The sequence below is a fragment of the Algibacter sp. Ld11 genome (assembly GCF_045066735.1).
In the GTDB taxonomy this organism is placed as follows: domain Bacteria; phylum Bacteroidota; class Bacteroidia; order Flavobacteriales; family Flavobacteriaceae; genus Algibacter.
The window spans coordinates 142,207-168,122 of record NZ_JBISHH010000004.1 but is presented as its reverse complement, the minus strand read 5'-3'; the positions used below and the strand labels follow the sequence as shown (position 1 = coordinate 168,122).

Sequence of the window (25,916 nt, the reverse complement as noted above, 5' to 3'; positions counted from 1 at the left end):
AGCAATTATTTGCTTATTTAATCGTTTCCTATTCTAATAATATCGGCAAATAAACCAGAAGCAGTAACATCTGCACCAGCTCCAGCACCTTTAATAATCATAGGTTGTTTTGGGTAACGTTGTGTGTAAAACATAACGATATTGTCGCTACCTTCTAAATTATAAAATGGGTGTCCTTCAGGAATTTCTTGAAGACCAACACTTGCTTTACCGTCGTTAAATTGTGCTACATATTTTAATTGGCAATTATTCGCTTTCGCGGAAGCATATAACTTTTGGTAATGCGCCTCGTCTGCAATTAAAGTCTGATAAAAATCGTCTACAGAATCACTTTTCAATCCAGCTTCCGATAAGAACGATGTGTTTTCTATATCTTCTAAATTCATTTCAACGCCACTTTCTCTAGCAAGAATTAAAATTTTTCTAGCAACATCTACACCACTTAAATCAATTCTTGGATCTGGTTCAGTATAACCTTCAGCTCCAGCTTGCTTTACAACATCGTAAAACTTAGTTTTATCTGTAAAGTTGTTAAACACAAAGTTTAAACTTCCTGATAATACCGCCTGAATTGAATTTACTTTATCGCCAGAAGCGATTAAATTATTTAAGGTATCAATAATTGGCAAACCTGCACCAACGTTAGTTTCAAATAAATAAGGCGCGTTGTATTTTAAAGATAATTCTTTAAGTAATTTATAATTTTTAAAATCACTAGAACATGCAATTTTGTTACACGCTACTACACCAATACTTTGGCGTAAATAATTAGCATAAAGATTTGCAACATCTGCATTTGCTGTAACATCAACAAATATGCTATTACGTAAATTTAATGCTTTAGTGTTTTCAAAGAAACCTTGCAGAGTAGCTTGTTCGCCATCTTCTAGTTGCTCTTTCCAGTTTTTTAAATTGATACCTTCTTCATTAAAAATCATCTTTCTAGAATTTGATAATCCAGCAATACGAAGGTTAATTTTAAGGTTTTCTTTTAAGTATTTCTTTTGTTGTTTTATTTGCTCAACTAAACGCTCACCAACATTTCCAACACCAGTGATAAATACATTTAATTGTTTTGTTTTAGATTCAAAAAACTGCTCGTGCAGCGTGTTTAAAGCCTTATTTACATCACTTTCCGTAATTACAGCAGATATATTTTTTTCTGAGGCCCCTTGAGCGATAGCACGAATATTAATGTTGTTTTTTCCTAAAGTACTAAACATTTTACCGCTGATACCTTGATGGTTTTTCATTTTATCACCAACAAGTGCAATGATTGAAAGACCGGTTTCAACAATAATTGGATCTATTTTTTCTAATGCAATTTCATTTTCAAAAGCAGCATCAATAGCTATTTTAGCGCTATCTGCTTCTTTTTCGTCTATACCTAAACAAATAGAATGCTCTGATGACGCTTGAGTGGTCATTATGACATTAATCTTTTCCTGCGAAAGCGTTTCAAATAAACGTTTAGAAAACCCAGGAATACCAACCATACCGCTACCTTGTAATGTCAATAAGGCAATATTGCTTATGTTACTAATTCCTTTAACAGGAGTAGACTCTTCAACAATTTCATTCGAAATGACTGTACCAACAGCTTCTGGTTCCATGGTGTTTTTTATATGAATAGGAATACCTAAACTTAACACAGGTTGAACCGTTGGAGGATATAAAACTTTAGCTCCAAAATGCGATAATTCCATCGCTTCTTGATATGAAATCTTAGAGATTGGGTAAGCCTGCTTCACCATTCTAGGGTTAGTGGTGTACATACCACTAACGTCTGTCCAGATTTCTAATTGATCTACTTTTAGAGCTGCAGCAACAATAGCAGCCGTGAAATCCGACCCGCCACGTCCAAGAGTAGTTTGTTCACCCAATTTTGATTTTGAAACAAAACCAGGTAAAATAGTAATATTTTGAACTGCCGTTTTGAAGTAATCTTGAATATTAGCATTTGTGATTTTAAAATCAACTTCTGCTTTTGTAAAGTTGGAGTTAGTAACTACAAGCTCCTGAGAGTTTTTTCTATCGGCTGATAAACCACGATTCTTCATGGTTTCAGCAATAATAAAAGAAGAAAGTTTTTCGCCAAAACTTACAAGCTTATCCGATGTTTTTGGGGATAACTCATTTATCAAATAGATTCCATTTAGTAAATCTTCTAATTCTTGAAATTCATTATCAACCTCTTTTGTGATGTTTTCACCGGTACCCAAGTTCAATTCATTTATGACACTAAAATGAATATCTTTAATTAAGTTTAGCGTGTCTTTATAGCTAATGTCTTTATTTTGAGCTTGCTTACCTGTTAAAAGTAATTTATCTGTAATACCGCCAACAGCAGATACAACACAAACAACAGCATCTGTTTTGCCGTGATTTTCTAAAATACTAATAACTCTATTTATGTTTTCTGAAGAACCTACAGAAGTTCCTCCAAATTTTAAAACTTTCATGTTTTAATGAATTGAAAAATTAAAAAAAATATTTTTGATTATGCGATTTTTAAAATCGCAAATATTGCCTGAAGAATATATAATTAGCAACCCCAAAGGGTTGTAATAATTGTAGTTGTAGCCAAAATAGTAGCCGTTCCTTTTGTAGAAAAAGAAGCTGTAGCATTTATATTTTGGTTGAATTGAATCATTATAGTTATATAATATGTTTCAAAAGTATTACTTTTAACCTTATAAAAAAACTAAAATAAATTTTTTATAGAATTCTTATATAGTTGCGATTTTCATAGAAAAAAAGCGACAAAGTTTAAGAAGGATTGAAAAATCAATAATAATACTATTAATGAAAATATTTTCAAAAGAGCAAATTTACGAAGGCGATAAAATTACAGCCGAAAAGCAACAAATTTCATCAACCGATTTAATGGAGCGTGCAGGAAGTCAGATTTTTAATTGGATCGATTTACGCATGCAAGGTGCCCAAGTGCCGATACATGTTTTTTGCGGTATAGGTAATAATGGTGGCGATGGTTTGGTTTTGGCAAGGCATTTAATTTTAGCGGGTTACAACGTAAATACTTTTGTGGTGAACTGCAGTGATAAACGATCTAAAGATTTTTTAATTAATTACGATCGCATTAAAAATGTAACAAAAAAGTGGCCAACACTTTTAAAATGTAAAGAAGATTTTCCAGCAATAGAACCACAAGATATTATTGTAGATTGTGTTTTTGGAATTGGTTTAAATAGACCTGTAGATGAATGGGTTAAGAACTTATTCCTTCATTTTAGAGCCTCTAAAGCGTTTACTTTGGCTGTGGATATTCCTTCTGGATTATATACAGATAAAGCTGTTACAGATGAAGATGCTGTGGTGCATGCTGGCTATACGCTTAGTTTTGCTTCACCTAAACTTGTTTTCTTTTTACCAGAAACGGCTAAATATACGGTACAATGGGAAGTATTAGATATTGGTTTAGATCCTGAATTTTTATCGACTACACAAACCGAAGTGCAATTAATTGGTAAGAATGAAGTATTACCAAATTATATACCTCGCGAAAAATTTTCTCATAAAGGGCAATTTGGGCACGCTTTGATTATTGGAGGGAGTTATGGTAAAATAGGTGCAGTTTCTTTAGCGAGTCGTTCAACACTTTCCGCAGGGGCAGGTTTAGTTAGTGCTTATGTTCCAAAATGTGGCTACAATGTGTTACAAACGGCGCTACCAGAAGTGATGGTAATTACAGATACTAATGAAGAAAAAATAACAAATATAAAGTTTGATATAGAACCAACCGTAATTGCTATTGGTGTTGGCTTAGGAACAGATACAGAGTCTCAGAAAGCATTTGAAGCCTTTTTGAAAACCAACAAAAAGCCGCTTGTTATAGATGCTGATGGTATTAATTTATTGGCTAAAAAGGAAAGTTTACTAAAACTATTACCAGCAGAAACAGTTTTAACGCCGCACCCAAAAGAATTAGAACGTTTAATAGGTAGTTGGGAGAACGATTTTGATAAATTAGAAAAAGTTAAAGCTTTCTCTAATAAATATAAAGTGATTGTTGTAGTTAAAGGTGCTAATAGCATTACTGTTTTTGATGATACACTTTATGTCAATACCACCGGAAATCCCGGATTGGCTACAGCCGGAAGTGGAGATGTGTTAACGGGTATTATTACAGGTTTAATTTCTCAAGGTTATCATCCTGTGGTAGCCGCTATTTTTGGAGTGTACTTACATGGTAAAGCTGCAGATATCGCTGTTGAAGATTATGGTTATCAAAGTTTAATTGCTAGCCATGTTATTGATAATATGGGGCAAGCGTTTATCGATTTGTTCAAACAACCAGAACCACCGGAGCAAGTAGAGGCAGAGGAGCCAAAACCTTAAATAAACTTCGTATACCGAGATTTCTAATAAATAAAAAAAGCCCATTTAAACATTCGTCTAAATGGGCTTTTTGTTGTTTTATAAGTGATTATAATTTGTGTGTTAAGGTTTCATAATCTACTATCTCAGGAATAATATTTAGAGCAAATAATTCTTTTTGCACGTTATTCAGTATGTCTTTGTCTATTAATTCTTGAGACCACTCTGTTATACCTAACCATTCTTGAACATCTTCTAATTGTTGCTCATAACGGTTAGCTATAGTTTTGTCAATACTTGGGATATCTTTAAACTCTCTAGTAGTGTTATTAATTATATCAAGAATTGTTTTTAATTCAGCTTCATTATTTTTTATAAAATCTTCACGAACTGCAATTACAAAACAAGGCCATGGAGATGGACAATTATCAATTCGTCTAAAAACACCATTATCTACTAAAGGTTTAGTCGTAAATTTTTCCCATAAAAAGTAATCGCCTCTGCCTTCAGTCAATCCTTCTACAGCGCCATCAAGATTTTTTATAACTTCAAAATCGAGATCTTTTTCTAAATCCCATTTATGGTTTTGTGCATTTATATAGGCCATTAAATGAGAACCAGATCCATAACGGCTAATAGCTGCTTTGGTTCCTTTTAAATCTGCTACAGTTTTGTATGTAGAATTTTGTGCGACATGCACGCCCCAATGTAAAGGTGTTTGCACAAATGTTTGTACAATTTTACTCGGGTTTCCAGCAATAATATCTTTTACAATACCTTCTGTTAAAATTACGGCAATATCTATATCTCCATCTCGCAACGCTTTGCACATGGCACCAGTACCACCGTAATAATCGTGCCAACGAAGGTTTATGTTTTTATCTTTATACTCACCTTCTTTTAGGGTTAAATACCAAGCTAAATTAAAGTGTTCTGGCACACCGCCTATATTTACTTTTGTCATGATTATGAGGTACTAAGCAATTATTTTATTTAATGAAAATTGGATTAAACTATTAACGATTTTTTCTGGATTATCGCTAAAGGTACCATTTGCTCTATTGGCGATAATAGCGTTTAAAGATACGGCACGATGCCCCAATAGTTTAGATAAACCGTAAATGGCCGATGTTTCCATTTCTAGATTTGTAATACGGTAATCTTTAAATTTGAAACTATCAATTTTGTTATTCAATTCTGAATCCCGAAGCGGTAAACGAAGCACACGACCTTGAGGACCATAAAACCCGTTAGCCGTAACTGTAATACCTTGATGAAGCTTTACTTTTTCATCTTTAAACTTTTCAGCAAGTTCATTACTTTTTTCAACAATAACAGGTGTCGATTTGTTTTTATCCCAATCGCTATGTGCAACAAAAGCATCCTCAATAATAGGGTGCGAAATGTTTTCTGTTTGATATGAATGAAGCATACCGTTTATATCCATACCGTGAGAACTCATTAAAAATGAATCAACAGGAATATCACTTTGTAAAGACCCAGAAGTACCTATTCTTACAATATCTAGACTAACTAAATCTTTATTAATTTCTCTAGTTTCTAGGTTTATATTAACTAAAGCGTCCAATTCATTCAAGACAATATCAATGTTATCAGCACCAATACCTGTAGAAATAACAGATAAACGTTTGCCTTTATAGAGACCTGTTTCTGTTTTAAATTCACGCTTGTGAGTTGTGAATTCAATTGAATTGAAATGCTCGGTTATTTTTGAAACGCGATCTGGGTCACCAACAAATATGATGGTTTTCGCTATGTTTTCGGGTTTTAAATTTAGATGATAAACACTACCATCCGGATTTAATATTAATTCAGACTCTTTAATTGGCATTCGATACAGTTTTTACTAGTTTGTTTAATGGTTTACTAAATTGGAAATCGTATTTTTTAACACCACCAAATTGCATATCACTATCAACCTCTTTAGAAAAATTATGCTGAGCTAAAAGCGCTTCATGCCCATCTCTATTAAGTGTAATGCTGTTTTCTTCTTCATTTAAAAAAATACTCAATTTATCAATAGATCTAGCTAATTGTAAATCCCGATATCCGTAATACCCTTGGTAATTTAAAGCATAACCCAATAAATGATGTTTGGATTTAATTATATTATCACGAACAATTTCGAGAATGTTACGCTCTAAAATATTTAACCCATCTTTAGAATCTGGAAAGCGTTCTAAATGTGCCTTTAAGCAATTACTAAGGTATTTAAAACTAGATCCTTTTACAATAAATGGTTTCAACAAATTATGATCTTTACCGCAGTAAATAGCCCATACAGTTGTTGCCATATCGATATCCTCATCATTTAAAGCAACCTTTGTTTTGTATTGATTTAAAAACTGAGACGTGTTTAGCTCCATTAAACTCGTTAAGCTTTTATTCCCTGGTATTCTCCCGCTACAAACTAAATATATAGGAAGTTTTATCTTTTTCTGTTTAATAAGGCTTATCACAGCTAGCATATTAACGTGCGAAAACAAATCGTAATCGAACCAAAGAATAATTTCGGAATATTTTTCCTCCGCGTGGTCTAGTATTTCTAGTGCGGTATCTACCTTTTTCAAATCTAAATCAATATCATAGAAATCATTTAAAAATGATCTACGTACTTCAATAGATTCTTTACAATGTATAGTTTCTAATGTTCGCCCCTCACAAAATATTTCTTGCCAAGTTAATTGTTCTCCAGGAATTTCCAATTCTGTTAAACGGCCAGATAAATGTCCTCCGTTTGTAATATGCAGTAACTCTTTGCTCATAAATTAACCTCCAACACGTTTTACGTTAAACCCTTTTGCTTTCAACATCTCCATAATTTTATCTCTGTAATCACCTTGGATTATAATTTTATCATCTTTAAAGCTACCACCAACACTGAGTTTAGTTTTTATTTCTTTGGCTAAAATTTTAAAATCTTCAGTAGCACCCGTATAGCCATCTAAAATAGTAATGGGTTTGCCTTTACGCTTTTCATATTTACAAAGTATGGGTTCGTCTTGCATCCAAATATCGGATGTGTTCTGCTTACTTTCGGGAGTTTCCTCTTCAATATGTTCGGGAAAAAGGTTTTTTAATTGGTCTTGTAAATCCATAAATTAATTTTAGGGTAACAATATATTCATTGCTATTTGGCTATTAAACTAAAACAGAAGTTTGGGGTTATTACTATTTCTTAAGGCCTAATTCAATCAAGCGCTCGTTTAGAAATTCTCCAGCCGTAATATCATCAAATTTCTTTGGGTTATTTTCATCAATACAGCCGTCTAATACATCTAATTTCATAGCGCTTACAGGATGCATGAAAAATGGAATAGAATAACGTGATGTTCCCCAAAGCTCTTTAGGCGGGTTTACAACGCGGTGTATAGTAGATTTTAATTTGTTATTAGTGTGTCGTGATAACATATCACCAACATTAATCATTAACTCATCATTTTCAGCAATAGCATCTATCCATTCGCCTTTGTGGTTTTGAACTTGCAAACCACGACCTTGCGCACCCATTAAAAGTGTAATTAAATTAATATCACCATGAGCTGCCGCTCTAACAGCTTCTTTTGGTTCTTCGGTAATCGGAGGGTAGTGTATTGGGCGTAATATAGAATTTCCGTTATGTATGTAATTGTCGAAATATGTTTCTTCTAAATTAAGATGTAATGCCAAGGCGCGTAGCACATATTTGGCGGTTTTTTCCAGCATTTGGTAAGTTTCCTTTCCTATTTTATTAAATTCAGGAAGCTCTTCAACCATAACATTTTCTGGGTATTCAGCTTTCAATTCATCATTGTCATCAACATATTGTCCAAAATGCCAAAACTCCTTTAAATCACCTTCTTTTTTACCTTTTGCACTTTCTTTTCCAAAAGATACATAACCACGTTGTCCTCCAATTCCTGGAATTTCATATTTGCGTTTTGTATCAGTATCTAACTCAAAAAAGTTCTTTACTTCTTGGTAAAGATTTTCGACTAGAGCATCATCAAGAAAGTGTCCTTTTAGAGCAACAAATCCAATCTCTTCATATGCTTTACCAATGGCATCTACAAATTGTTGTTTTTTGCTAATATCGCCCGAAGTAAAATCTTTTAAATTAACGCTAGGTATTATATTCATTATAAAATAATTTTAATCTGTGTAATACAAATGTACAAAAACATTGGAGAGTTTTGTAATCTCCATTTTATATATATGGTTCTGCCACTTATTAGCATTTATCTTATATTTGAGATACTAAACAATTTGTTTTATGACTTCTCGCCAAATTAATTATCAAAATCAAAATTTAGATGCTTCTTTTTTAATATCGCTTTACAAAAATATGCTGATACCGAGACTGGTAGAAGAAAAAATGCTCGTGTTACTTAGGCAGGGGAAAATTAGTAAATGGTTTTCTGGAATTGGACAAGAAGCTATTTCTGTGGGTGTAACTATGGCATTAAAACCAAATGAATATATTTTACCTATGCATCGTAATTTAGGGGTTTTTACTACAAGAAACATTCCGCTAAGTCGCTTATTTGCGCAGTGGCAAGGCAAAGCTTCAGGTTTTACAAAAGGGCGAGATCGCTCGTTTCATTTCGGTACGCAGGAGTACAAAATTATAGGAATGATATCGCATTTAGGTCCACAATTGGGTGTTGCAGATGGTATTGCTTTAGCTTCAAAATTAAAAAATAAAAATGACGTGACAGCTGTATTTACAGGAGAAGGAGGCACAAGTGAAGGCGACTTTCATGAGGCTTTAAATATAGCTTCAGTTTGGCAATTACCCGTTTTGTTCTGTATTGAAAATAATGGTTACGGGTTGTCTACACCAACAAATGAACAATATAATTGTAAAAACCTTGCGGATCGTGCCCTTGGTTATGGTATGGAATCACATATTATTGATGGTAATAATATTCTTGAAATTTATACAAAAATAAGCAACATAGCGACAAGTATTAGAAACAACCCAAGACCTGTTTTAATTGAATTTAAAACCTTTAGAATACGTGGTCATGAAGAGGCGAGTGGCACAAAATATGTTCCGAAGGAACTCATTGATATTTGGTCAAAAAAAGATCCTATTTATAATTTTGAATGTTTTTTGAAAGAAAATAATATTTTAAATGAAAAGGATAATGATAGAATAAAAGTTGATATTTCAGATGAGATTAATAAGCATTTGAGTGTGGCTTTTAATGAAAATGAAATAACCCCAAATAAAAGCATAGAATTAAATGATGTATATCAACCTGTTAAAAATGAATTAATTAAAAACAATACAGACTCTAAAGAAATTCGTTTTATTGATGCTATATCCAAAGGTTTAGAACAAAGTATGCAGCGTGATAAAAACTTAGTTCTTATGGGGCAGGATATTGCTGAATATGGCGGCGCATTTAAAATAACCGAAGGCTTTGTTGAAGCGTTTGGTAAGGAACGTATTCGAAATACACCTATTTGTGAATCAGCAATAATTGAAGTTGCTTATGGCTTATCTATTGCAGGAATTAAAAGTGTTGTGGAAATGCAATTTGCAGATTTTGTGAGTTCTGGTTTTAATCCTGTTATAAATTTATTGGCAAAATCGTATTACAGATGGGGACAAAATGCCGATGTCGTTATTAGAATGCCATGTGGTGGCGATGTTGGAGCTGGCCCATTTCATTCGCAAACCAATGAGGCTTGGTTTACAAAAACACCTGGACTAAAAGTTGTTTATCCGGCATTTCCTTATGATGCGAAGGGCTTATTGGCCTCGGCTATTAATGATCCAAATCCGGTTATGTTTTTTGAGCATAAAGGATTATATCGTAGTATACGCCAAGAAGTTCCAATAGATTATTATACACTTCCTTTAGGTAAAGCATCTTTGCTAAAAACAGGTCGAACTATTAGCGTTATATCTTATGGAGCAGCAGTGCATTGGGCGCTAGATGTTTTAGAAAATAATCCGCAAATTTCAGCTGATGTTATTGATTTAAGAAGTTTACAACCCTTAGATTTAAATACTATTTTTAATTCCGTTAAGAAGACAGGGAAAGCGATTATTCTTCAGGAAGATTCTTTGTTTGGTGGTATTGCTAGTGATATTTCAGCACAAATTATGGAGCAGTGTTTCGAGTATTTAGATGCGCCTGTAAAACGTGTAGCGAGTTTAGAAACACCTATTCCTTTTTTGAAAAGTTTAGAAAATCAATATTTACCAAAAAAGAGGTTTGAAGCCGCTTTAAAGGCATTATTAAAATATTGAGTTATTCTGTTGCCGCAAAATAACTCAATATTCAAGTTGTAGTATATTTTATTTTATTTTATTTCTGCTTCCGAAAGAATAAACGGATATGCTTTTTTAACCTTCTGTAAATCTTCTTTTGTTAAATTATCAACCGATTTCTGTAAAACATTAGCAGCGTAATTGCTTCTTAATTCAAAATAAGCTTTAGATAATTCATTTTGAACTGCCACAAATTGCTTGTAAGTAGTTTGTTGTCCGTTTTGAAGTGAAACAACAGCATCTTCCGGATTGTCCGATGCATTGGGGAACTTATTCCCATTGCAATACAAACAAGTACCGTCACCATTATTATCCAAAAAGGCTTTTGTAGTCTCTTTTAAATCGGCTAGATTGATCTGTTCATTTTCAACCATAATTTCATCATTATTATTAATAACAATGCGCAAAATGTTTCGCTCATGTTTTAAGCTTTCACAATCTCCCGTTGGGCATTCGGCTGGCAAAACCCGCTTGATTCCTGCATCGGATGAAATAGTTGCGGTTACTAAAAAGAAAATTAGTAGTAAAAAGGCAATGTCGGCCATAGAACCCGCATTAACTTCTGGCACTTCTTTTAAATGTCTCATAAATGTTAAAATTTAAATGTTAATATGAAATTAAAACACACAAAAACAATACCATAAAAAGATGATAATCGCTGAAAAAACAAGATTACACTGGTTGTTTTAATAAAAATTATAGAAGTTTAAAGTATTTGAAAATCAGATTTTAACGAAAGTTTCTTGTTAAGAATGGTTTTTTGTATTTCAAGTTATTTAAAAATTCACGTTCTTTAAAAAGGGAACAATTGGTTACCAGATTAATGTTAAAATTATTGTTTTGAATGCTGCTAATGGGATCTAAGAAATATTATAACGCTGTTTAGTTTTACAGTAAATAGAACATAAATTAGTTTAAAAAATAATGTAATAGTATTTATAGACATCAATGATTACTCCCAATATGCCGTTCTTTAAATTACCGTTTTAAAATAACTTTTTAATCCTTAATTATATTAAAATATAATTTAGTCCTATTTAAAATAAAAAAACTAAAAAATTAAAGGACTGAAACGATTTAAACTCAAATGTTCTCACCTTAACCTATATTTTTTTCTAAATTTGTGTCAGTAATTTCGCAAATCAACATTATGAAAAAACACTTTCTTATAGTTCTAATATTTCTTAATTTTTCTTCAATAGTTTTTTCTCAAATTAAACCTTCTGCTGATTTAATAAAAAAATATAATAAATATTTTGAATTAGAACGAGAAACAATATTTACGCACTTAAATAAATCAATATTTTTTGAAGGTGAAGAAATTTGGTTTAAAAGTTATATTTACAATAATAAATATCAAACACCTTACGAAAGCACCACTAATGTATATGTCAGTATTTTTAATGAAACCGGTAGTATAATAACTTCAAAGCTTCTCTATGCCTCAAATGGTTATGTGAATGGAAATTTTTTAATTGACAAGAAATTCACTCCTGGGATTTACTACGTGAAGACCACCACGAATTGGATGAAAAATTTTAAAGAAGACTTGTCTCATGTTCAAATAATTGAAATTATGGGCAACGGAGAAGAAGACACTAAAAATGTAATAAGTGAAAATACATATGATTTACAGTTTTTGCCAGAAGGTGGTCATATTGTTGAAAATGTAAACAATACTATTGGTTTTAAATTACTCGATGAACAGGGGAATGGTGTTGTAGTTAGCGAAGGAACTGTTTTTGATAAAAACAAAAATATAATTACAACTTTTAAAAGCAATCAATTTGGGTTAGGGAAGTTTGTGCTAAATGCTAAAGAAAACAATAATTATACTGTTAATGCTACTACGGTAAACGGTAAAACCATTAGCAAACCAGTTGGATTGATCGAGAAAAAAGGTATCTCTTTTAAAGTTGCGGTTACCAATGGTAACAATGTAATAATTGCTTTGGAAACTAACCCGTTTACTATTAATGATTTAATAGGTAAACCTTACTATTTATTGATACATAGAGACGGCCAAATCATAAAATTAAAAATTGATTTTGAAGAAGGTAAACTAAACTATTTTCTAAATGTAAAAAAGCCAGAATTGCTACCAGGTATAAATATACTCACTTTAGTTAATGAAAATTATAAGCCCATAGCGGAAAGATTAATATTTAATAATTTAAAAACTCCAATTATAGACATTGAAGTAGCAAGTGTAGTAGCACAAAAAGATTCGAGCACGGTAAAACTTAAAACAAATATTAAAACAGAAATTAATCCGAGTTTTAGTGTATCAGTTTTGCCAGCGCCCAATGAATCCTACAAGAATCAGTCTACGATAATGGCATCTTTTTTATTAGCTCCATATATTAAAGGCTATATAGAAAAGCCGTATTATTATTTCAGTGATATTGATCACAAGACGCTATACGATTTAGACTTGTTATTATTAAACCAAGGATGGAGTAGGTATAATTGGGATAATATCTTTAAAGACCAGTCAAAAGCTAATTATGCATTTGAAACAGGATTTCAAATAAAGGGAAGTCTTAATAATTATAAACAAAAAACAGGAGATTTGATGGTGTTATCTTCTTCGGCAAATCAAATTCATGAATCTGCCGTTATTGAAAATTCAACTTTTAGCTTTGAAAATTTATTTTTAGCGGATGATACAAGTGTTAATTTTAGTTTAAAAAATAAAAACGGGAAATTAACAAAACCATTTTTATACGTTAATATATTTCCAAAAGTTATTAAAGATAACTTAGAAGATTTAAGTACTTATCCCAAAAATAAATTACGCAATCAACAAACGGAAGAAAAATTTAATAATCTCATAGGGTCTACGCTTTTAGATACTCTAGTATTAAAAGCTCGCGCTAAAAATAAGACACCTAAAAACAAGCCATTAATATCCATGCATGGGGCCAAATATATTAATTTAGCTGAATCTGATTTTCAAAATGAGCCGATTGCAAGTATAATTAGAAAAAACGGATTTGATGTTGTTACCACTCTTGATAATGTAATTATTCGTACCAAACGAATAGTGCCTGGGAATTCAGTACCGTCTATTTATGTGGATAATATGCCACTGTTTGATGATTTTAGAACATTAGTAGGTCTTAGAGCTTTAGATGTTGAAGATATGTATATTAGTCGCATGCCAAATCCTGGGGATTCACCAGCTGGAACCATCAGAATTTTTACCAAAAATGGAGGTGGCGTGAGTACTACCGATGATGAATATCATACTATTAACAATATATTTGGATTCTCAGTTCCTAAAGAATATTATAAGCCTAATTATACAAATACCAGCTCAGATACGTTTTTAAAATTTGGAACTATTCACTGGATACCAAATCTTACACCTAATGATAAAGGAGAATTAACTTTTAAAGTTCCAAAGTATGATTCAGATAGTATAAAACTTTATATTGAAGGTATGTCTACTGAAGGTTATTTGTGGTCTAAAAGAGAATCTATCAACTTAGCGAAATAAGCTTATTTTTTTTCGCATCAAGTTTTTCTTCAAATTATATTAAAGAAAAATGATGCCATCAAAGGAATTATAAACATGTAATAGTTTTATATAATTTATTCTTAAAAAGCATATTATAAGCCGTTTAGGGTTTTTAGAAATATAATTTCCCTTATTAGAAGAACTGTTGTTTTAAATAAAATTTAATATTTTGTCGCTAATAATCATGTAATTATAAACGTTGAAATGTTTTAGGAACGGTTATTGTATTAATTTTTTCCTAAATAGAAACGGGGATAATTGTGATTTAAATGATAACAATTATCTTTGAAACATAATGAAACAATTTTTGTTTCCTATTATAATTAAAAGCCGCCGACAAACCAATGAAGTTTTATTTTTCATTTTTTATATTTTTTGTTTTTACTATCTCTAGTTTTGCCCAAATAGATAGTAGAAATAAGTCTACGCCATTTCCCGTTATTGAAAGGGAAAATGATTCTTTAAAAGCGGAAATCCCAAAACCTTCAACGCCTATTGAAGCTAAGGCTGATCCATTAAATGGTATGAATGCGCCAAGAGTTTCAGTAGATTTGAGCGCACCTAAGAGGCAGTTGTCTATGTTCCCAGAGGAAGAGTTTGGAAACCCTGGAGAATTATACACTAAAAATCTCGACCGACAAGCTAAGGCAGTATTGCCCGATGGTTATGGTGAAAATGCTGGATTAAAAGAAGATGCTTTTTGGGGAGATTACCATACAAAATCTTTATATGTACAAATTAAGTATAGGGATCATAGTGCTATTGATGGCGATTTACTTCGTGTATATGTTAATGACGATGTATTGAGATCTAACGTGTATTTAGGTAGAAGTTTTAGTGGTTTCACTTTGAAGCTAAGAGAGGGTTCAAATAAAATTGATTTTTATGCCATTAATACAGGTTCTTCTGGACCCAACACAGCAGAATATAGAATTGTTGATGAAACCGGTGCTGTAATAGCTAGTAAAGTTTGGGCCTTAGAAAAAGGAGTAAAAGTTACTGTTGTTGTGGTTAAAGATTAGGTTCAAACACAACCGCAATAACTTTTTTATTAAAATTGCATGGTTTTCCCATTAAGAAAGAACCTCTTCTATACGTTTTAATTCTTCTTCAGTAAATTCTAAATTATCCAAAGCCTTAACGTTCTCTTTTAATTGATTTGTAGAACTCGCACCAATTAGTACCGATGCCACTTGCTTTTGTCTTAAAATCCAGGCAATAGCCATTTGGGATAGTTTTTGCCCCCGAGATTCAGCAATTTCTGCAAGTTTCTTAATCTTTTCAATATTCTCGTTTACGGTTTCAGTATTTAAATACGTTAAATCTTTAGCCGCTCTAGAATCTTTAGGAATACCGTTTAAGTATTTATCTGTAAGCATACCTTGTGCCAATGGCGAAAAGGTAATACAGCCCACACCGTTATCTTCTAAAGTATCTAAAAGTCCATCCTCAACCCAACGATCAAGCATAGAGTATCTCGCTTGGTGCAGTATAAAAGGCACATTGTATTCGCGCAATAATTCGGCAGCACGTTGTGTTTCTTCCGGTTGATAATTAGAAATACCAACATATAACGCCTTCCCTTGGCGAACAATATCGGCAAGCGCTCCCATGGTTTCTTCCAAAGGTGTATCAGGGTCTGGACGGTGATGATAAAATACATCTACATAATCCAAATTCATACGTTTTAAGCTTTGGTCTATACTAGAAATTAAATATTTTCTAGACCCCAAATTACCGTAAGGTCCAGGCCACATATCGTAACCTGCTTTGGTTGCAATAAACATTTCATCTCTATAATTTTTGAAATCATTTTTAAATATTGTGCCAAAATTTTCTTCGGCAGAACCGTAAGGAGGCCCGTAATTATTGGCTAAATCAAAATGTGTAATTCCTAAATCGAACGCACATCTTAAAACATTTCTGGCGTTTTGTATATTATCAACAAACCCGAAATTATGCCACAATCCTAAAGAGATAGCTGGTAATAAAACACCGCTTTTTCCAGATCTTTTATAGGTCATGGTATCATATCGTTTGGGGTCTGCTAAATAGCTTTGTACTTCAGATTTATCGTTAATTTGCATATTGGTTTTATTTTAAGATTGTAAATGTATAAATTACTTTTCATATAACTCGAAAGCGATAAAATCAAAAATCATTTAAAATTTTCACTAAGAACATACCGTAAAAACCCTTTAAAGGTGTTATTTTTGCAGCCACTTTAAAGAATATTTCATGTCCGTTTCCAAAACCGAATTAGAAGAAAGAAAAGCAGGGAAAGATTTATATAGCTACCAAAAAGGGGCTATTGACAAAATTTTCACAAGTTTTGAAGAGTCTCCAGCCGATTACCATTTACTATATCAACTTCCAACGGGAGGTGGAAAAACAGTTATATTTTCTGAAATAGTTCGACAATTCTTAAAAACACACAAGAAAAAAGTGTTAGTAATGACGCACAGAATTGAATTGTGCCGTCAAACATCTAACGTACTTACCGAGTTTGGTGTAAATAATAAAGTGGTAGATAGTAAAGCCGATTTGAGCGATCAGGGCGATTATAGCTGTTTTGTAGCTATGGTTGAAACCTTAAACAATCGTTTAAATGATGATAAATTAGATATTTCAGATATTGGTTTAGTTATTATTGATGAGGCGCACTATAATTCATTCACAAAATTATTTAAATTCTTTAGTCAGTCTTTTATTTTAGGTGTTACTGCAACGCCTTTAAGCTCGAGTATGGAGTTACCAATGACTGATAATTATGATGAATTAATTGTTGGAGAAAGTATCGAGTCACTTATTGAAAACGGCTTTTTGGCACGTGCCGAAATGTATTCTTATAATGTAGGTTTAACATCTTTAGTTGTTGGAGCTAATGGTGATTATACGGTAAAATCTTCTGAAGATTTATATACAGCGAGCGATATGCTTTCTAAACTTGTACAAGCTTATGAAGAACGTTGTAAAGGGAAGAAAACGCTTATTTTTAACAATGGTATTAATACGTCGCTGCATGTTTACGATTCGTTTAGGCGTGCGGGTTACCCTGTTGCTCACCTAGATAACACTAATACAAAGAAGGAGCGGTCTATGATACTAAAATGGTTTAAGAAAACGCCTGGTGCTATTTTAACATCGGTTAGTATTTTAACCACAGGGTTTGATGAGCCTACTGTTGAAAGTATTATATTAAATCGTGCAACAAAGTCGCTAACACTTTATTACCAAATGATTGGTCGTGGTTCACGTATTTTAAAAGATAAAAAATCTTTTTCTGTTATTGATTTAGGGAATAACTTCCATCGTTTCGGTGCTTGGGGAGAAGATCTGGATTGGCAACGTATTTTCCGTTCTCCAAACTATTATTTAGATGCTATTTTAAGCGATGATGAATTAGAAAGCAACTTTAGATATGAAATGCCGGATGCCTTGCGTGCCGAGTTTGCCAAATCTAAAGATGTTTATTTCGATATTCAGAAAACTTATGTAAGTTCTATTAGAAACGGAGAGTCTTCTAAAGTTGTTTTAGAGCGCTCTATAGAGCATCATGCAAAAATTTGTATAGAGAACAGTGAAGATGTTTACGATGCATTAGGATTAGCGAAAATGCTTGGGGACGATATTGATTTCCGTATACAACGTTACACAAAATGTATTAGTAAAAGTACATATAATTTTGTAGAGTGGTTAAAAGGTGATTATCGTAAGAAACTAAATGCTTATCTACGATCTAATTTCGATGAAGTTTTCGAGGAAATCCATGGCCACCCACCAATAGAAGAATAGACGTTGTGGTCTTAATAATTTTCGGTAATCTTTTAGTTTGTTTTTTAGATTTTTAAACCTTTCGAGGATTTACATGTCTAAACATCAAACATATAATGATGACGAAGTCTATCTCTATTTTAATTTTCTGTTTAAATTTTCAGCTTTTTTCTCAATCTCAAAATGAGTTAATAGCAACCATTATTGGTTCAGGTTCACCTAAATATAATACGGAGCGAGCAGGACCTTCTGTTCTAATTTCTTATAAAAACACTAAAATTTTAGTGGATATGGGAAATGGAACTCAGGGTAATTTAGACAAGTTACAAGTGAAAAATAAAGATTTAGACGCTCTTCTTTTTACGCACCACCATTTAGATCATAATGAAGAGTTTACGCCAATTTTTATTAAAACTTTGCTAGCTGCAGGCCAGTTTCAAGTTGTAGGACCGAAGCCAACATCAAATTTGGTCAATAGCATTTTAAATAATTACGAAGAAGATATAGCTTATAGATTATCTAAGAAGCAACGAACTTTTAGCGATGTTGCAAGTAATTTTACTTTAAACGAATTAGAAGGCATCCAAAGCTTTATTATTGGGGATATTGAAATCTCTTGCACACCCGTAAACCATACAATTGCAACCATGGCATTTCGTTTTGATGCAGGAGGTAAATCTATTGTTATTTCAGGAGATTTATCGTACTCTCAAAGTTTACCCATACTTGCAAAACAAGCAGATTACTTAATTATAGATTCTGGAGGCGCTATAGAACAAGGAAAATCGAATACAAGAATAGGTAATGGAAAAAATAGAGGTAATAAAACCCATGCACATGTAAATTTAGACGAAAGCTCTCGAATGGCAAATGAAGGGCAAGTTAAAAACTTAGTTTTAACACATTTAAACTTTACTAATGTTGATGAAGTAGCTACTACTAAAGAATTAAGTAAAAATTACAAAGGCGCTGTTTTTTATGCTGAAGATTTAATGACGTTTCCAAAAAATGGAGACACTTTAGAAACACAAAAACGAATAGATAATGCAAAAAACAACCAAGGCTCTAATTTTGAAAATATGCTAAAACGATTAGATTCTAATAAAGATGGAAAGATTGCTAGGGCAGAAGCAAAAGGAAAACTAAAAGAGAACTTTGATAAAAGAGATACCAATAAAGATGGTTTTATTACCGAAAAAGACCTTAGACAACGAAAATAAAAAGTATAAATTTCATGATTACAGCAAATAAGTCTCTAAAAATAAGGGATTTCAAATTTGAAACTATTTTTGTTCGAATTCATTTTTAATCCCCTGAATATTATAACATCATAAAAATAAGCCGTATCTTTATCCCTTATTAATTTACAAAAAAAAGTAGGATATTTTAAACTATGGCAAAATCGCAAGTCACATTTAACAAAATTGAAAAAGAAAAAAAACGCTTAAAGAAAAGAGAGGAAAAGCAAAAAAAGAAGGACGCTCGTAGGGCAGAAGCTAAAGAAAACCCACAAGGCATCCAATTTGCTTATGTAGATTTTAACGGGAATTTAACCGATACGCCACCAGATCCGGCAATGCGTGAAAAGGTTGAAGCCGAAAGTATTGAATTGGGAATCCCTAAAAAGGAAGACCGTATTGAAGAAGAACCAGTAATTAAAGAAGGAAAAGTATCATTTTTTGATCATTCTAAAGGTTTTGGTTTTATTATCGATAGCGTGAATCAAGAAAAGTATTTTGTTCATGTTAGCGGTTTATTAGACGATATTGAAGAAAACGACAAAGTAACTTATGATCTTGAACGTGGTCAAAAAGGTATGAATGCCGTTCGAGTAAAGAAAATATAATACATTCGTAAATAGTTCTTTTTAAAGAGCTTAACATGTTTTATCTAAAGTAAATTTTAAAATAATCCTCAACAGTTAAACTGTGAGGATTATTTCTTTTTAAAAAGGTTTTTAATGGCTGTTTCTCGTAAATCGATTTCTATTATGTTGGCTTTCTTTGCCATCTACGTCATTTGGGGATCTACGTATTTACTAAATAAAATTGCGGTAACAGAATTACCTCCTTTTATGTTAGGCTCCATGCGTTTTACAACGGCGAGTATTCTTATTTTTACAATTGCTAAAATTTTAAAATTTGATCTCTCCATTACTAGAACGCAACTAAAAAACACAATTATTGCAGGTTTTCTTTTTTTAGCTTTTGGTAATGGTGTTGTGGTTTGGGCCTTACGGTTTGTAGATAGTGGTTTTACTGCTTTAGAAATTTCTGCTCAACCACTTGTTGTTCTTATTTTAATGCGAATTTTACAAGGTAAAAAAATATCTGCCATGTCATACATTGGCGTAGCTTTAGGCTTTTTGGGCATATTTTTATTAGTTAGCCAAAAACAAATAATTAGTAAAGATGGTCAAATACTTGGCATGATCATGATTTTTGTATGTATGATTAGCTGGGCTTACGCTTCTATATTTGTAGGTAAAGCTAATTTACCAAAAAACTTTTTTGTAAACACAGGTTATCAAATGCTTTCTGGAGGCATAATGCTGGCTATAGCTAGCTTATGTTTTGGAGAAGAGTGGACTTCACCAACTACTTGGAGTACGCCAGTACTCTGGTCTATGCTTTTGCTTATCATTTTTGGAAGTATTATCGCTTTTACGGCATTTAACTACTTATTAAAAGAAGTTTCACCAGAAAAAGTATCAACTTCTACTTACGTGAACCCCGTTATCGCTCTATTTTTAGGTTGGTTAATTTTAGACGAAAATTTAACGATACAATCTATTATTGCTGCCGTTATCTTATTAACAGGCGTATATTTTATAAATTCAAAACGAAAATTTAAACCCCGATCTATTGGACGTTAAAAAAGCAATACAATTCATGCTTATTAGCACACTAGCATTTGCATGCATGAATACCACAGTAAAATATTTAAGTAATTTCAGCGCCTTTCAAATTGTATTATTTAGATCTGTTGGTTCGCTGTTTTTTACATTTGGCTTCTTATTAAAAAACAAAATTTCATTTGCCGGTAAAAACAAAAAATTATTGATTTTACGTGGAATAGTAGGCGTAACATCTATGAGTTTATTCTTTATGTCAACTAAATACCTGCCTATTGGTAGTGCTGTTTCTTTAAGATATCTTGCACCAATTTTTGCGGCTATTTTTGCGGTATTTTTACTAAAAGAAAAAATTAAACTGATGCAATGGTTCTTTTTCGCTATGGCTTTTGCCGGGGTATTAGTTTTAAAAGGTTTTGATAAAGAGGTGAGTGGTTATGGTTTAATGTTAATATTTATTTCAGCTTTATTTAGTGGTTTAGTCTATATTATATTGAGTAAAATTGGAAAAAGTGAACATCCAGTAGTCGTTGTAAATTATTTTATGATTATTTCTACATTAGTTGGTCTTTTCGGTGCACTTAATAATTGGGTTTGGCCAGTTGGCAAAGAGTGGTTTTTGTTAGGTATACTTGGTGTCTTTGGTTATTTTGGTCAAGTTTACATGACTAAAGCCTTCCAAATAGCATCTACAACTCAGGTTGCTCCATTAAAATATATTGAAGTCGTTTTCACCTTACTTTTTGGAACTTTTATTTTTAATGAAGTTTACACGTTTTGGAGTTTACTTGGTATTGCTTTAATTATTGGCGGACTTATTTTAAACGTACTTTACAAAGAAAAATATAAGGCGTAATTGTTTTTTTGCCAACCTCTGTGCTTATTTGTAATTTTGCAATCTCATTTCTAGAAATTTAATAGATGACTTTTAAAACACGTGTAAATAAAGTAAGAAGAAAAGTAATGCGTAACATTACTAAAAATGTTGGCAGTTCTTATACTGAGCCAGCAAAAGGCACTCTTAAAGTTACCGATATAAAACGTGTTTTGATTATTAGACCTAATCATCGTTTAGGAAATCAACTACTACTAACACCATTGGTTCAGGAAGTTTTAAATACGTTTCCAAATAGCGAAATTGATTTATTTGTAAAAGGCGGAGTGGCTTATCCCGTTTTTGAAAATTACAAACAGGTTTCTAAAATTATTCAACTACCTAGAAAACCCTTTAATAACCTTTTTAAATATGCTAAAAGTTGGATTTCTATTAAGTCTACTTCTTATGATTTAGTTATTAATGGTGATAAAAATTCTTCGTCTGGACGCTTGTTAACTAATCTCGCAAAGGCTAAAATAAAAGTTTTTGGTGATGTTAATGAAAGTATTCAAAATACATACAGCGATCATTTACATATTTCTAAATACCCTATTTATAATTTAAGATATAATTTAGAGCGCTTAGGTTTTCCTAAAAACGATAGTCCAATTCCTGTTTTAGATATTAAATTAACAGAAGGTGAAATAGCAAAAGGAAAAACTATTTTAGATGATATTATTAAGAATGATAAAAAGACTATTTGTATTTATACCAATGCCACCGGAGATAAATGTTATTCTGAAACTTGGTGGAACACTTTTTATGAACGTCTGAAAACAGAGTATCCTGATTTTAATATTATTGAAATGTTGCCAATCGAAAACATTTCAAAAATCGACTTTCAATCTTTAAATTTTTATAGTAAGGATATTCGTGAAATGGCGGGAATAATTAAAAACACTAGTATTTTTATAGCCGCCGATAATGGTGTAATGCACTTAGCAAGCGCGGCTTTAGTACCTTGTGTTGGCTTCTTTTCGGTAACTAATGAAAATATTTACGCACCATACGGTAATGGCAGTGTAGCGCTTAATACAAACCATACTGATATTAACGATTGGATTAAATCCATAAATGGTATTTTAAGATAATTTTAATTTTTAGAAATTCCGTTAACGTAATATTTTATAACATCTAGTTCTTGGGCTTGTTCAAATCCTTTGAAGTCAATGATATCAGTATAACTTATATTTTCATTATAAAATTCTAAATAAGTTTCGGCTAACGGCATGTAAGACCAATGCCATTTTTCCAAATTATAGCCCGTTCTTCCATTTATTTTTTCGGTGTAAACCTGCTTAAAACCGTAACTTTTGGCATGTTTTAAAAGCCAATTATATATTTTTAGACCTTCGCCTTTTTCGAAATATGAGTTTGTTAAATTATTCAAATCCATATCCGTACCCCAATGGTGCCGCGATGATGTTGGCATTGAGCTGTATTCTAAAATTTTTAAAGCACGAATTTTAGGTTCTAAACTGCTATATTTTTTCCATTTTCGCTCCCAAATACTTTTTTGTTCGTAAAAATTTCTAGTTCCAGATATAATTATAAGATTAATACCATATGTTTTGGCTTGTTTGTGCATAGCTTTAAAAGCTTTGTAGCATGATTTATTTAAATAAATAGTTTTAGATGAATGAGATGCGCTAACTTTTTCAAAAGCCTCATGCGCTTTATAATCGAACTTGCCAAGAACAAAATCTTTTGTAATCATACTATCTGTTTTTTTCGCAGGCACCTCCATAATAATGGTTTCAACCGGAACATTTTCAACTAGAATAGATTGTTTTTGATCTTTACAAGACATTAATACACCCAAAATTACTATAAGAGCGAACATTACAATTTTTTTCATATAAAATAAATTAACGTCTACGTCCAGAAAACTCCATAGCTTCACCTTTTCCAAACCCGTAACTTACACCAAAGGTAATATAACGGCCCTTTTTACGGCTGTTGTATAAATAAAATTCTGTTTGGGAAGTTTCCGATTGATTTACACGAGAAGCAAAAACATCTCGAACACTCATATTCAAGATAACTTTTCCTTTTAAAATCTTTTTCCGAATTCCTAAATCAGCATAGAGATTATCATAGGTTTCACCTTGTAAACTTTTATATTTAGATTGATAATCTCCAGACATTTCTAAATCGAAATCTAAAGGTAATTTAAATTTAGATGTTAAACTCGTTGTCCATCGACTCCCTTTAAAATCGAAAGATTCTGTATCAAAAACACCTTTTCTATCAAAGAAATTAATATTAAATTCTCCACTTAAAGAAAACCAATTTATAGGATTGTATTTTCCGTTAAATTCAAAACCAGTGGTATTACTTGTACCTATATTTTCAGGACGAGAAATACTAACATCATCTTCATATTCAGTAATACTTTCAATAACATCTGTGGTGTAACGGTTGTATAAGCTAAAATTTAAAGAGGCCTTTCCAATTTTATGGATTGTGGTTAACTCATAAGAATTGGTGTATTCCGGTTGCAAATCTGGGTTTCCTGTTGAAATACTAAAGTTATTCCGAATGTTAGAAAAAGGATTTAAAGACCGTAAATTTGGACGATTAATGCGACGTGAATAACCGGCTTGTAACGAAAAATTATCGCTTACAGTATAGGATGTGTGCGCACTAGGGAAGAAGTTGGTGTAATTTTTAGTAGCTTTTTCGTTGGTGTTTTCGAGCAACGTTTCAATTTGAGTATCTTCTAATCGAATACCCATTTTCAGTCCCCATTTATCAGCTTCATAAGCTACTGTGGTGTAGACCCCAAGTACATTCTGATCGAAATTAAACACATTCGTTAAATCAATATTATCTATCCAAGCTCCATTTTCAAAATCGCTTACAGCAAAATCGTTAGGGCCTTGGTTAATAACATATTGTGATCCAGTTTCTATAGTATAATGCTCTAAAAAAGGATGTACATAATCTAATTTAAAGGTATAATCTTCTAGTTTATAGTCGGTTCGAGTATTTTGAACTTCATCTGGTAAATCACCAATACGTGTGGTGTTTATAAAATTAGAGGTTTGATCTTTTCTAAAAGAACTTCCCAAAGCACTGAAGAGTAAACTTTGATCTTCGTGGCGCTTAAAATCTTTTTTGTATTGTAACTCATAGCGTAATTTTGGGTTCGTTGCTTCTGTTTTCTCATCACGTAACCAAGCGTCTGTTATGGTGTTAGTGTTATCTAAACCGGTATAGTTTTGCTGCGAACTTTGATCTTCAACCTCGTATGCATAAGAACCAGATAGCGTAATAACGTTTCTGTCGTTAATATGGTAGTCGGTACCTAACAAAAAGTTGCTGAATTTTTCGTCAAACTCGCTATCACCAACACTATTTATTTCAGTGTTATTAACTAGGTCTCGGTTAATGCTTTCCGTTTCTCCGGGATATGTGCGTAAACCAAACCCTAACTGACTAAATAAATTAAATTTTTCGGTTCTTCGGTTTAAACTCAATCCAAAACTATTACTATTTGGCACACCAACATTTATAGAGGCTGAGCCATTTAGACCTTTTTTTTCAGATTTTTTAATGACAATATTTATAATTCCAGAAGTTCCTGCAGCATCATATTTAGCTGAGGGATTTGTAATAACTTCTATTTTTTCAATCATATCAGCTGTAATTGTACCTAAGGCATTACCGTCGGCACTGGCCAAAACAGAAGGTTTTCCGTTAATTAAAATTTGCACACCCGAATTTCCACGCAAGCTTACTTCACCTTCAATACTAACATTTACAGATGGCACATTATTTAAAACTTCTAATGCACCAGCACCAGTGGCACTTAAATCTGAGCCCACATTAAAAACACGTTTATCTAATTTAAATTCGGTTTGCGATCGTTCTGCTCTGACCAAAACCTCACCTAAAGATTCTAAGTCTTCCGAGAGATTAATGGTTTTTAAATCAATAGTATTATTTGTTATTGTAAAGGTTTTAAATGTTTTAGTAGTAAAACCTAAAAAACTTACTTCTATATAAAAACTAGTTGCTTTTACATCAATAGAAAAAAAACCTTTTTCGTTAGTTATAGTTCCGGTTAGTGGTTTCTTGGTAGTAGTATCTAGTATAGAAATTGTAGCATATTCTATGGTTTGTTTGCTTTCAGCTTCTATAACTTTACCTTTAATTTCTATGGTAGAATTTTGAGCGTTAACTAATGTACTTCCTACAAAAATTAAAAAAAGAATACTATATTGTAAGTGTTTTAAAATCATGAAATAAGTTATTTAGC

General features: G+C 32.2%; 20 protein-coding genes. 10 read left to right on the top strand and 10 right to left on the bottom strand.

The annotated features are described in order from the left end of the window. Nucleotides 1–17 precede the first annotated feature (17 nt). Nucleotides 18–2,462 carry a bifunctional aspartate kinase/homoserine dehydrogenase I gene (gene thrA, locus ACJJV4_RS01925; RefSeq protein WP_405291553.1) on the bottom strand — a complete coding sequence of 815 codons (2,445 nt, stop codon included), beginning with the start codon at nucleotides 2,460–2,462 and terminating at the stop codon, nucleotides 18–20. Between the two features lie 343 nt (nucleotides 2,463–2,805). Between thrA and ACJJV4_RS01920 the strand changes: the two genes are divergently transcribed. Beyond that, the gene (locus tag ACJJV4_RS01920; RefSeq protein ID WP_405291551.1) at nucleotides 2,806–4,359 is read left to right on the top strand and encodes an NAD(P)H-hydrate dehydratase; all 1,554 of its coding nucleotides are present in this window, start codon (nucleotides 2,806–2,808) and stop codon (nucleotides 4,357–4,359) included. 88 nt (nucleotides 4,360–4,447) lie between these two features. On the opposite strand, the gene ACJJV4_RS01915 is transcribed toward ACJJV4_RS01920, so the two are convergent. The 5 genes from ACJJV4_RS01915 to ACJJV4_RS01895 all read right to left on the bottom strand — a co-directional run bounded on the left by ACJJV4_RS01915 (nucleotide 4,448) and on the right by ACJJV4_RS01895 (nucleotide 8,478). Further along, on the bottom strand, nucleotides 4,448–5,302 hold the full coding sequence (locus ACJJV4_RS01915; RefSeq protein WP_405291549.1) for a substrate-binding domain-containing protein: 855 nt from the start codon (nucleotides 5,300–5,302) through the stop codon (nucleotides 4,448–4,450). A 12-nt stretch (nucleotides 5,303–5,314) separates the two neighbouring features. Next, complete coding sequence (locus ACJJV4_RS01910; RefSeq protein ID WP_405291547.1) at nucleotides 5,315–6,190, bottom strand: nucleoside phosphorylase; 876 nt, start codon at nucleotides 6,188–6,190, stop codon at nucleotides 5,315–5,317. Continuing rightward, nucleotides 6,180–7,124, bottom strand: coding sequence for a DUF1835 domain-containing protein (locus ACJJV4_RS01905; protein ID WP_405291545.1), 945 nt, complete (start codon nucleotides 7,122–7,124; stop codon nucleotides 6,180–6,182). Before ACJJV4_RS01905 ends, ACJJV4_RS01910 begins: the two co-directional genes overlap by 11 nt. A gap of 3 nt (nucleotides 7,125–7,127) precedes the next feature. Beyond that, the gene (locus ACJJV4_RS01900) at nucleotides 7,128–7,457 is read right to left on the bottom strand and encodes a translation initiation factor (RefSeq protein WP_405291543.1); all 330 of its coding nucleotides are present in this window, start codon (nucleotides 7,455–7,457) and stop codon (nucleotides 7,128–7,130) included. A gap of 73 nt (nucleotides 7,458–7,530) precedes the next feature. Continuing rightward, nucleotides 7,531–8,478: an isopenicillin N synthase family dioxygenase gene (locus tag ACJJV4_RS01895; protein ID WP_405291541.1), complete on the bottom strand. Its 948-nt coding sequence runs from the start codon at nucleotides 8,476–8,478 to the stop codon at nucleotides 7,531–7,533. A gap of 133 nt (nucleotides 8,479–8,611) precedes the next feature. On the opposite strand from ACJJV4_RS01895, the gene ACJJV4_RS01890 reads away from it, so the two are divergent. Then, nucleotides 8,612–10,603 carry a thiamine pyrophosphate-dependent enzyme gene (locus ACJJV4_RS01890; protein ID WP_405291539.1) on the top strand — a complete coding sequence of 664 codons (1,992 nt, stop codon included), beginning with the start codon at nucleotides 8,612–8,614 and terminating at the stop codon, nucleotides 10,601–10,603. A 53-nt stretch (nucleotides 10,604–10,656) separates the two neighbouring features. Here ACJJV4_RS01890 and ACJJV4_RS01885 read toward each other — a convergent pair whose 3' ends face one another. Next, complete coding sequence (locus tag ACJJV4_RS01885; RefSeq protein WP_405291537.1) at nucleotides 10,657–11,211, bottom strand: ExbD/TolR family protein; 555 nt, start codon at nucleotides 11,209–11,211, stop codon at nucleotides 10,657–10,659. Nucleotides 11,212–11,774: 563 nt separating this feature from the next. On the opposite strand from ACJJV4_RS01885, the gene ACJJV4_RS01880 reads away from it, so the two are divergent. Further along, on the top strand, nucleotides 11,775–14,126 hold the full coding sequence (locus ACJJV4_RS01880; protein WP_405291535.1) for a hypothetical protein: 2,352 nt from the start codon (nucleotides 11,775–11,777) through the stop codon (nucleotides 14,124–14,126). Nucleotides 14,127–14,491: 365 nt separating this feature from the next. Beyond that, complete coding sequence (locus tag ACJJV4_RS01875) at nucleotides 14,492–15,169, top strand: hypothetical protein (RefSeq protein WP_405291533.1); 678 nt, start codon at nucleotides 14,492–14,494, stop codon at nucleotides 15,167–15,169. 51 nt (nucleotides 15,170–15,220) lie between these two features. On the opposite strand, the gene mgrA is transcribed toward ACJJV4_RS01875, so the two are convergent. Then, nucleotides 15,221–16,234, bottom strand: coding sequence for an L-glyceraldehyde 3-phosphate reductase (mgrA, locus tag ACJJV4_RS01870; protein ID WP_405291531.1), 1,014 nt, complete (start codon nucleotides 16,232–16,234; stop codon nucleotides 15,221–15,223). 151 nt (nucleotides 16,235–16,385) lie between these two features. On the opposite strand from mgrA, the gene ACJJV4_RS01865 reads away from it, so the two are divergent. The 6 genes from ACJJV4_RS01865 to ACJJV4_RS01840 all read left to right on the top strand — a co-directional run bounded on the left by ACJJV4_RS01865 (nucleotide 16,386) and on the right by ACJJV4_RS01840 (nucleotide 22,743). Next, nucleotides 16,386–17,942: a DEAD/DEAH box helicase gene (locus ACJJV4_RS01865; RefSeq protein WP_405291529.1), complete on the top strand. Its 1,557-nt coding sequence runs from the start codon at nucleotides 16,386–16,388 to the stop codon at nucleotides 17,940–17,942. Nucleotides 17,943–18,037: 95 nt separating this feature from the next. Beyond that, entirely contained in the window at nucleotides 18,038–19,141 is a 1,104-nt protein-coding gene (locus ACJJV4_RS01860; RefSeq protein ID WP_405291527.1) for an MBL fold metallo-hydrolase, read from the top strand. Between the two features lie 173 nt (nucleotides 19,142–19,314). Then, on the top strand, nucleotides 19,315–19,767 hold the full coding sequence (locus ACJJV4_RS01855) for a cold-shock protein (RefSeq protein WP_074935825.1): 453 nt from the start codon (nucleotides 19,315–19,317) through the stop codon (nucleotides 19,765–19,767). A gap of 114 nt (nucleotides 19,768–19,881) precedes the next feature. Continuing rightward, on the top strand, nucleotides 19,882–20,796 hold the full coding sequence (locus ACJJV4_RS01850; protein WP_405291525.1) for an EamA family transporter: 915 nt from the start codon (nucleotides 19,882–19,884) through the stop codon (nucleotides 20,794–20,796). Continuing rightward, complete coding sequence (locus ACJJV4_RS01845) at nucleotides 20,786–21,631, top strand: DMT family transporter (protein ID WP_405291523.1); 846 nt, start codon at nucleotides 20,786–20,788, stop codon at nucleotides 21,629–21,631. The genes ACJJV4_RS01850 and ACJJV4_RS01845 overlap by 11 nt, the downstream gene beginning before the upstream one ends. A 65-nt stretch (nucleotides 21,632–21,696) precedes the next feature. After that, a complete protein-coding gene (locus ACJJV4_RS01840; RefSeq protein ID WP_405291521.1) occupies nucleotides 21,697–22,743 on the top strand; it encodes a glycosyltransferase family 9 protein in 1,047 nt (348 codons plus the stop codon). 2 nt (nucleotides 22,744–22,745) lie between these two features. Here ACJJV4_RS01840 and ACJJV4_RS01835 read toward each other — a convergent pair whose 3' ends face one another. Beyond that, a complete protein-coding gene (locus tag ACJJV4_RS01835; protein ID WP_405291519.1) occupies nucleotides 22,746–23,510 on the bottom strand; it encodes a M15 family metallopeptidase in 765 nt (254 codons plus the stop codon). Nucleotides 23,511–23,520: 10 nt separating this feature from the next. Continuing rightward, on the bottom strand, nucleotides 23,521–25,899 hold the full coding sequence (locus tag ACJJV4_RS01830) for a TonB-dependent receptor domain-containing protein (protein WP_405291517.1): 2,379 nt from the start codon (nucleotides 25,897–25,899) through the stop codon (nucleotides 23,521–23,523). Between the last annotated feature and the right edge of the window lie 17 nt (nucleotides 25,900–25,916).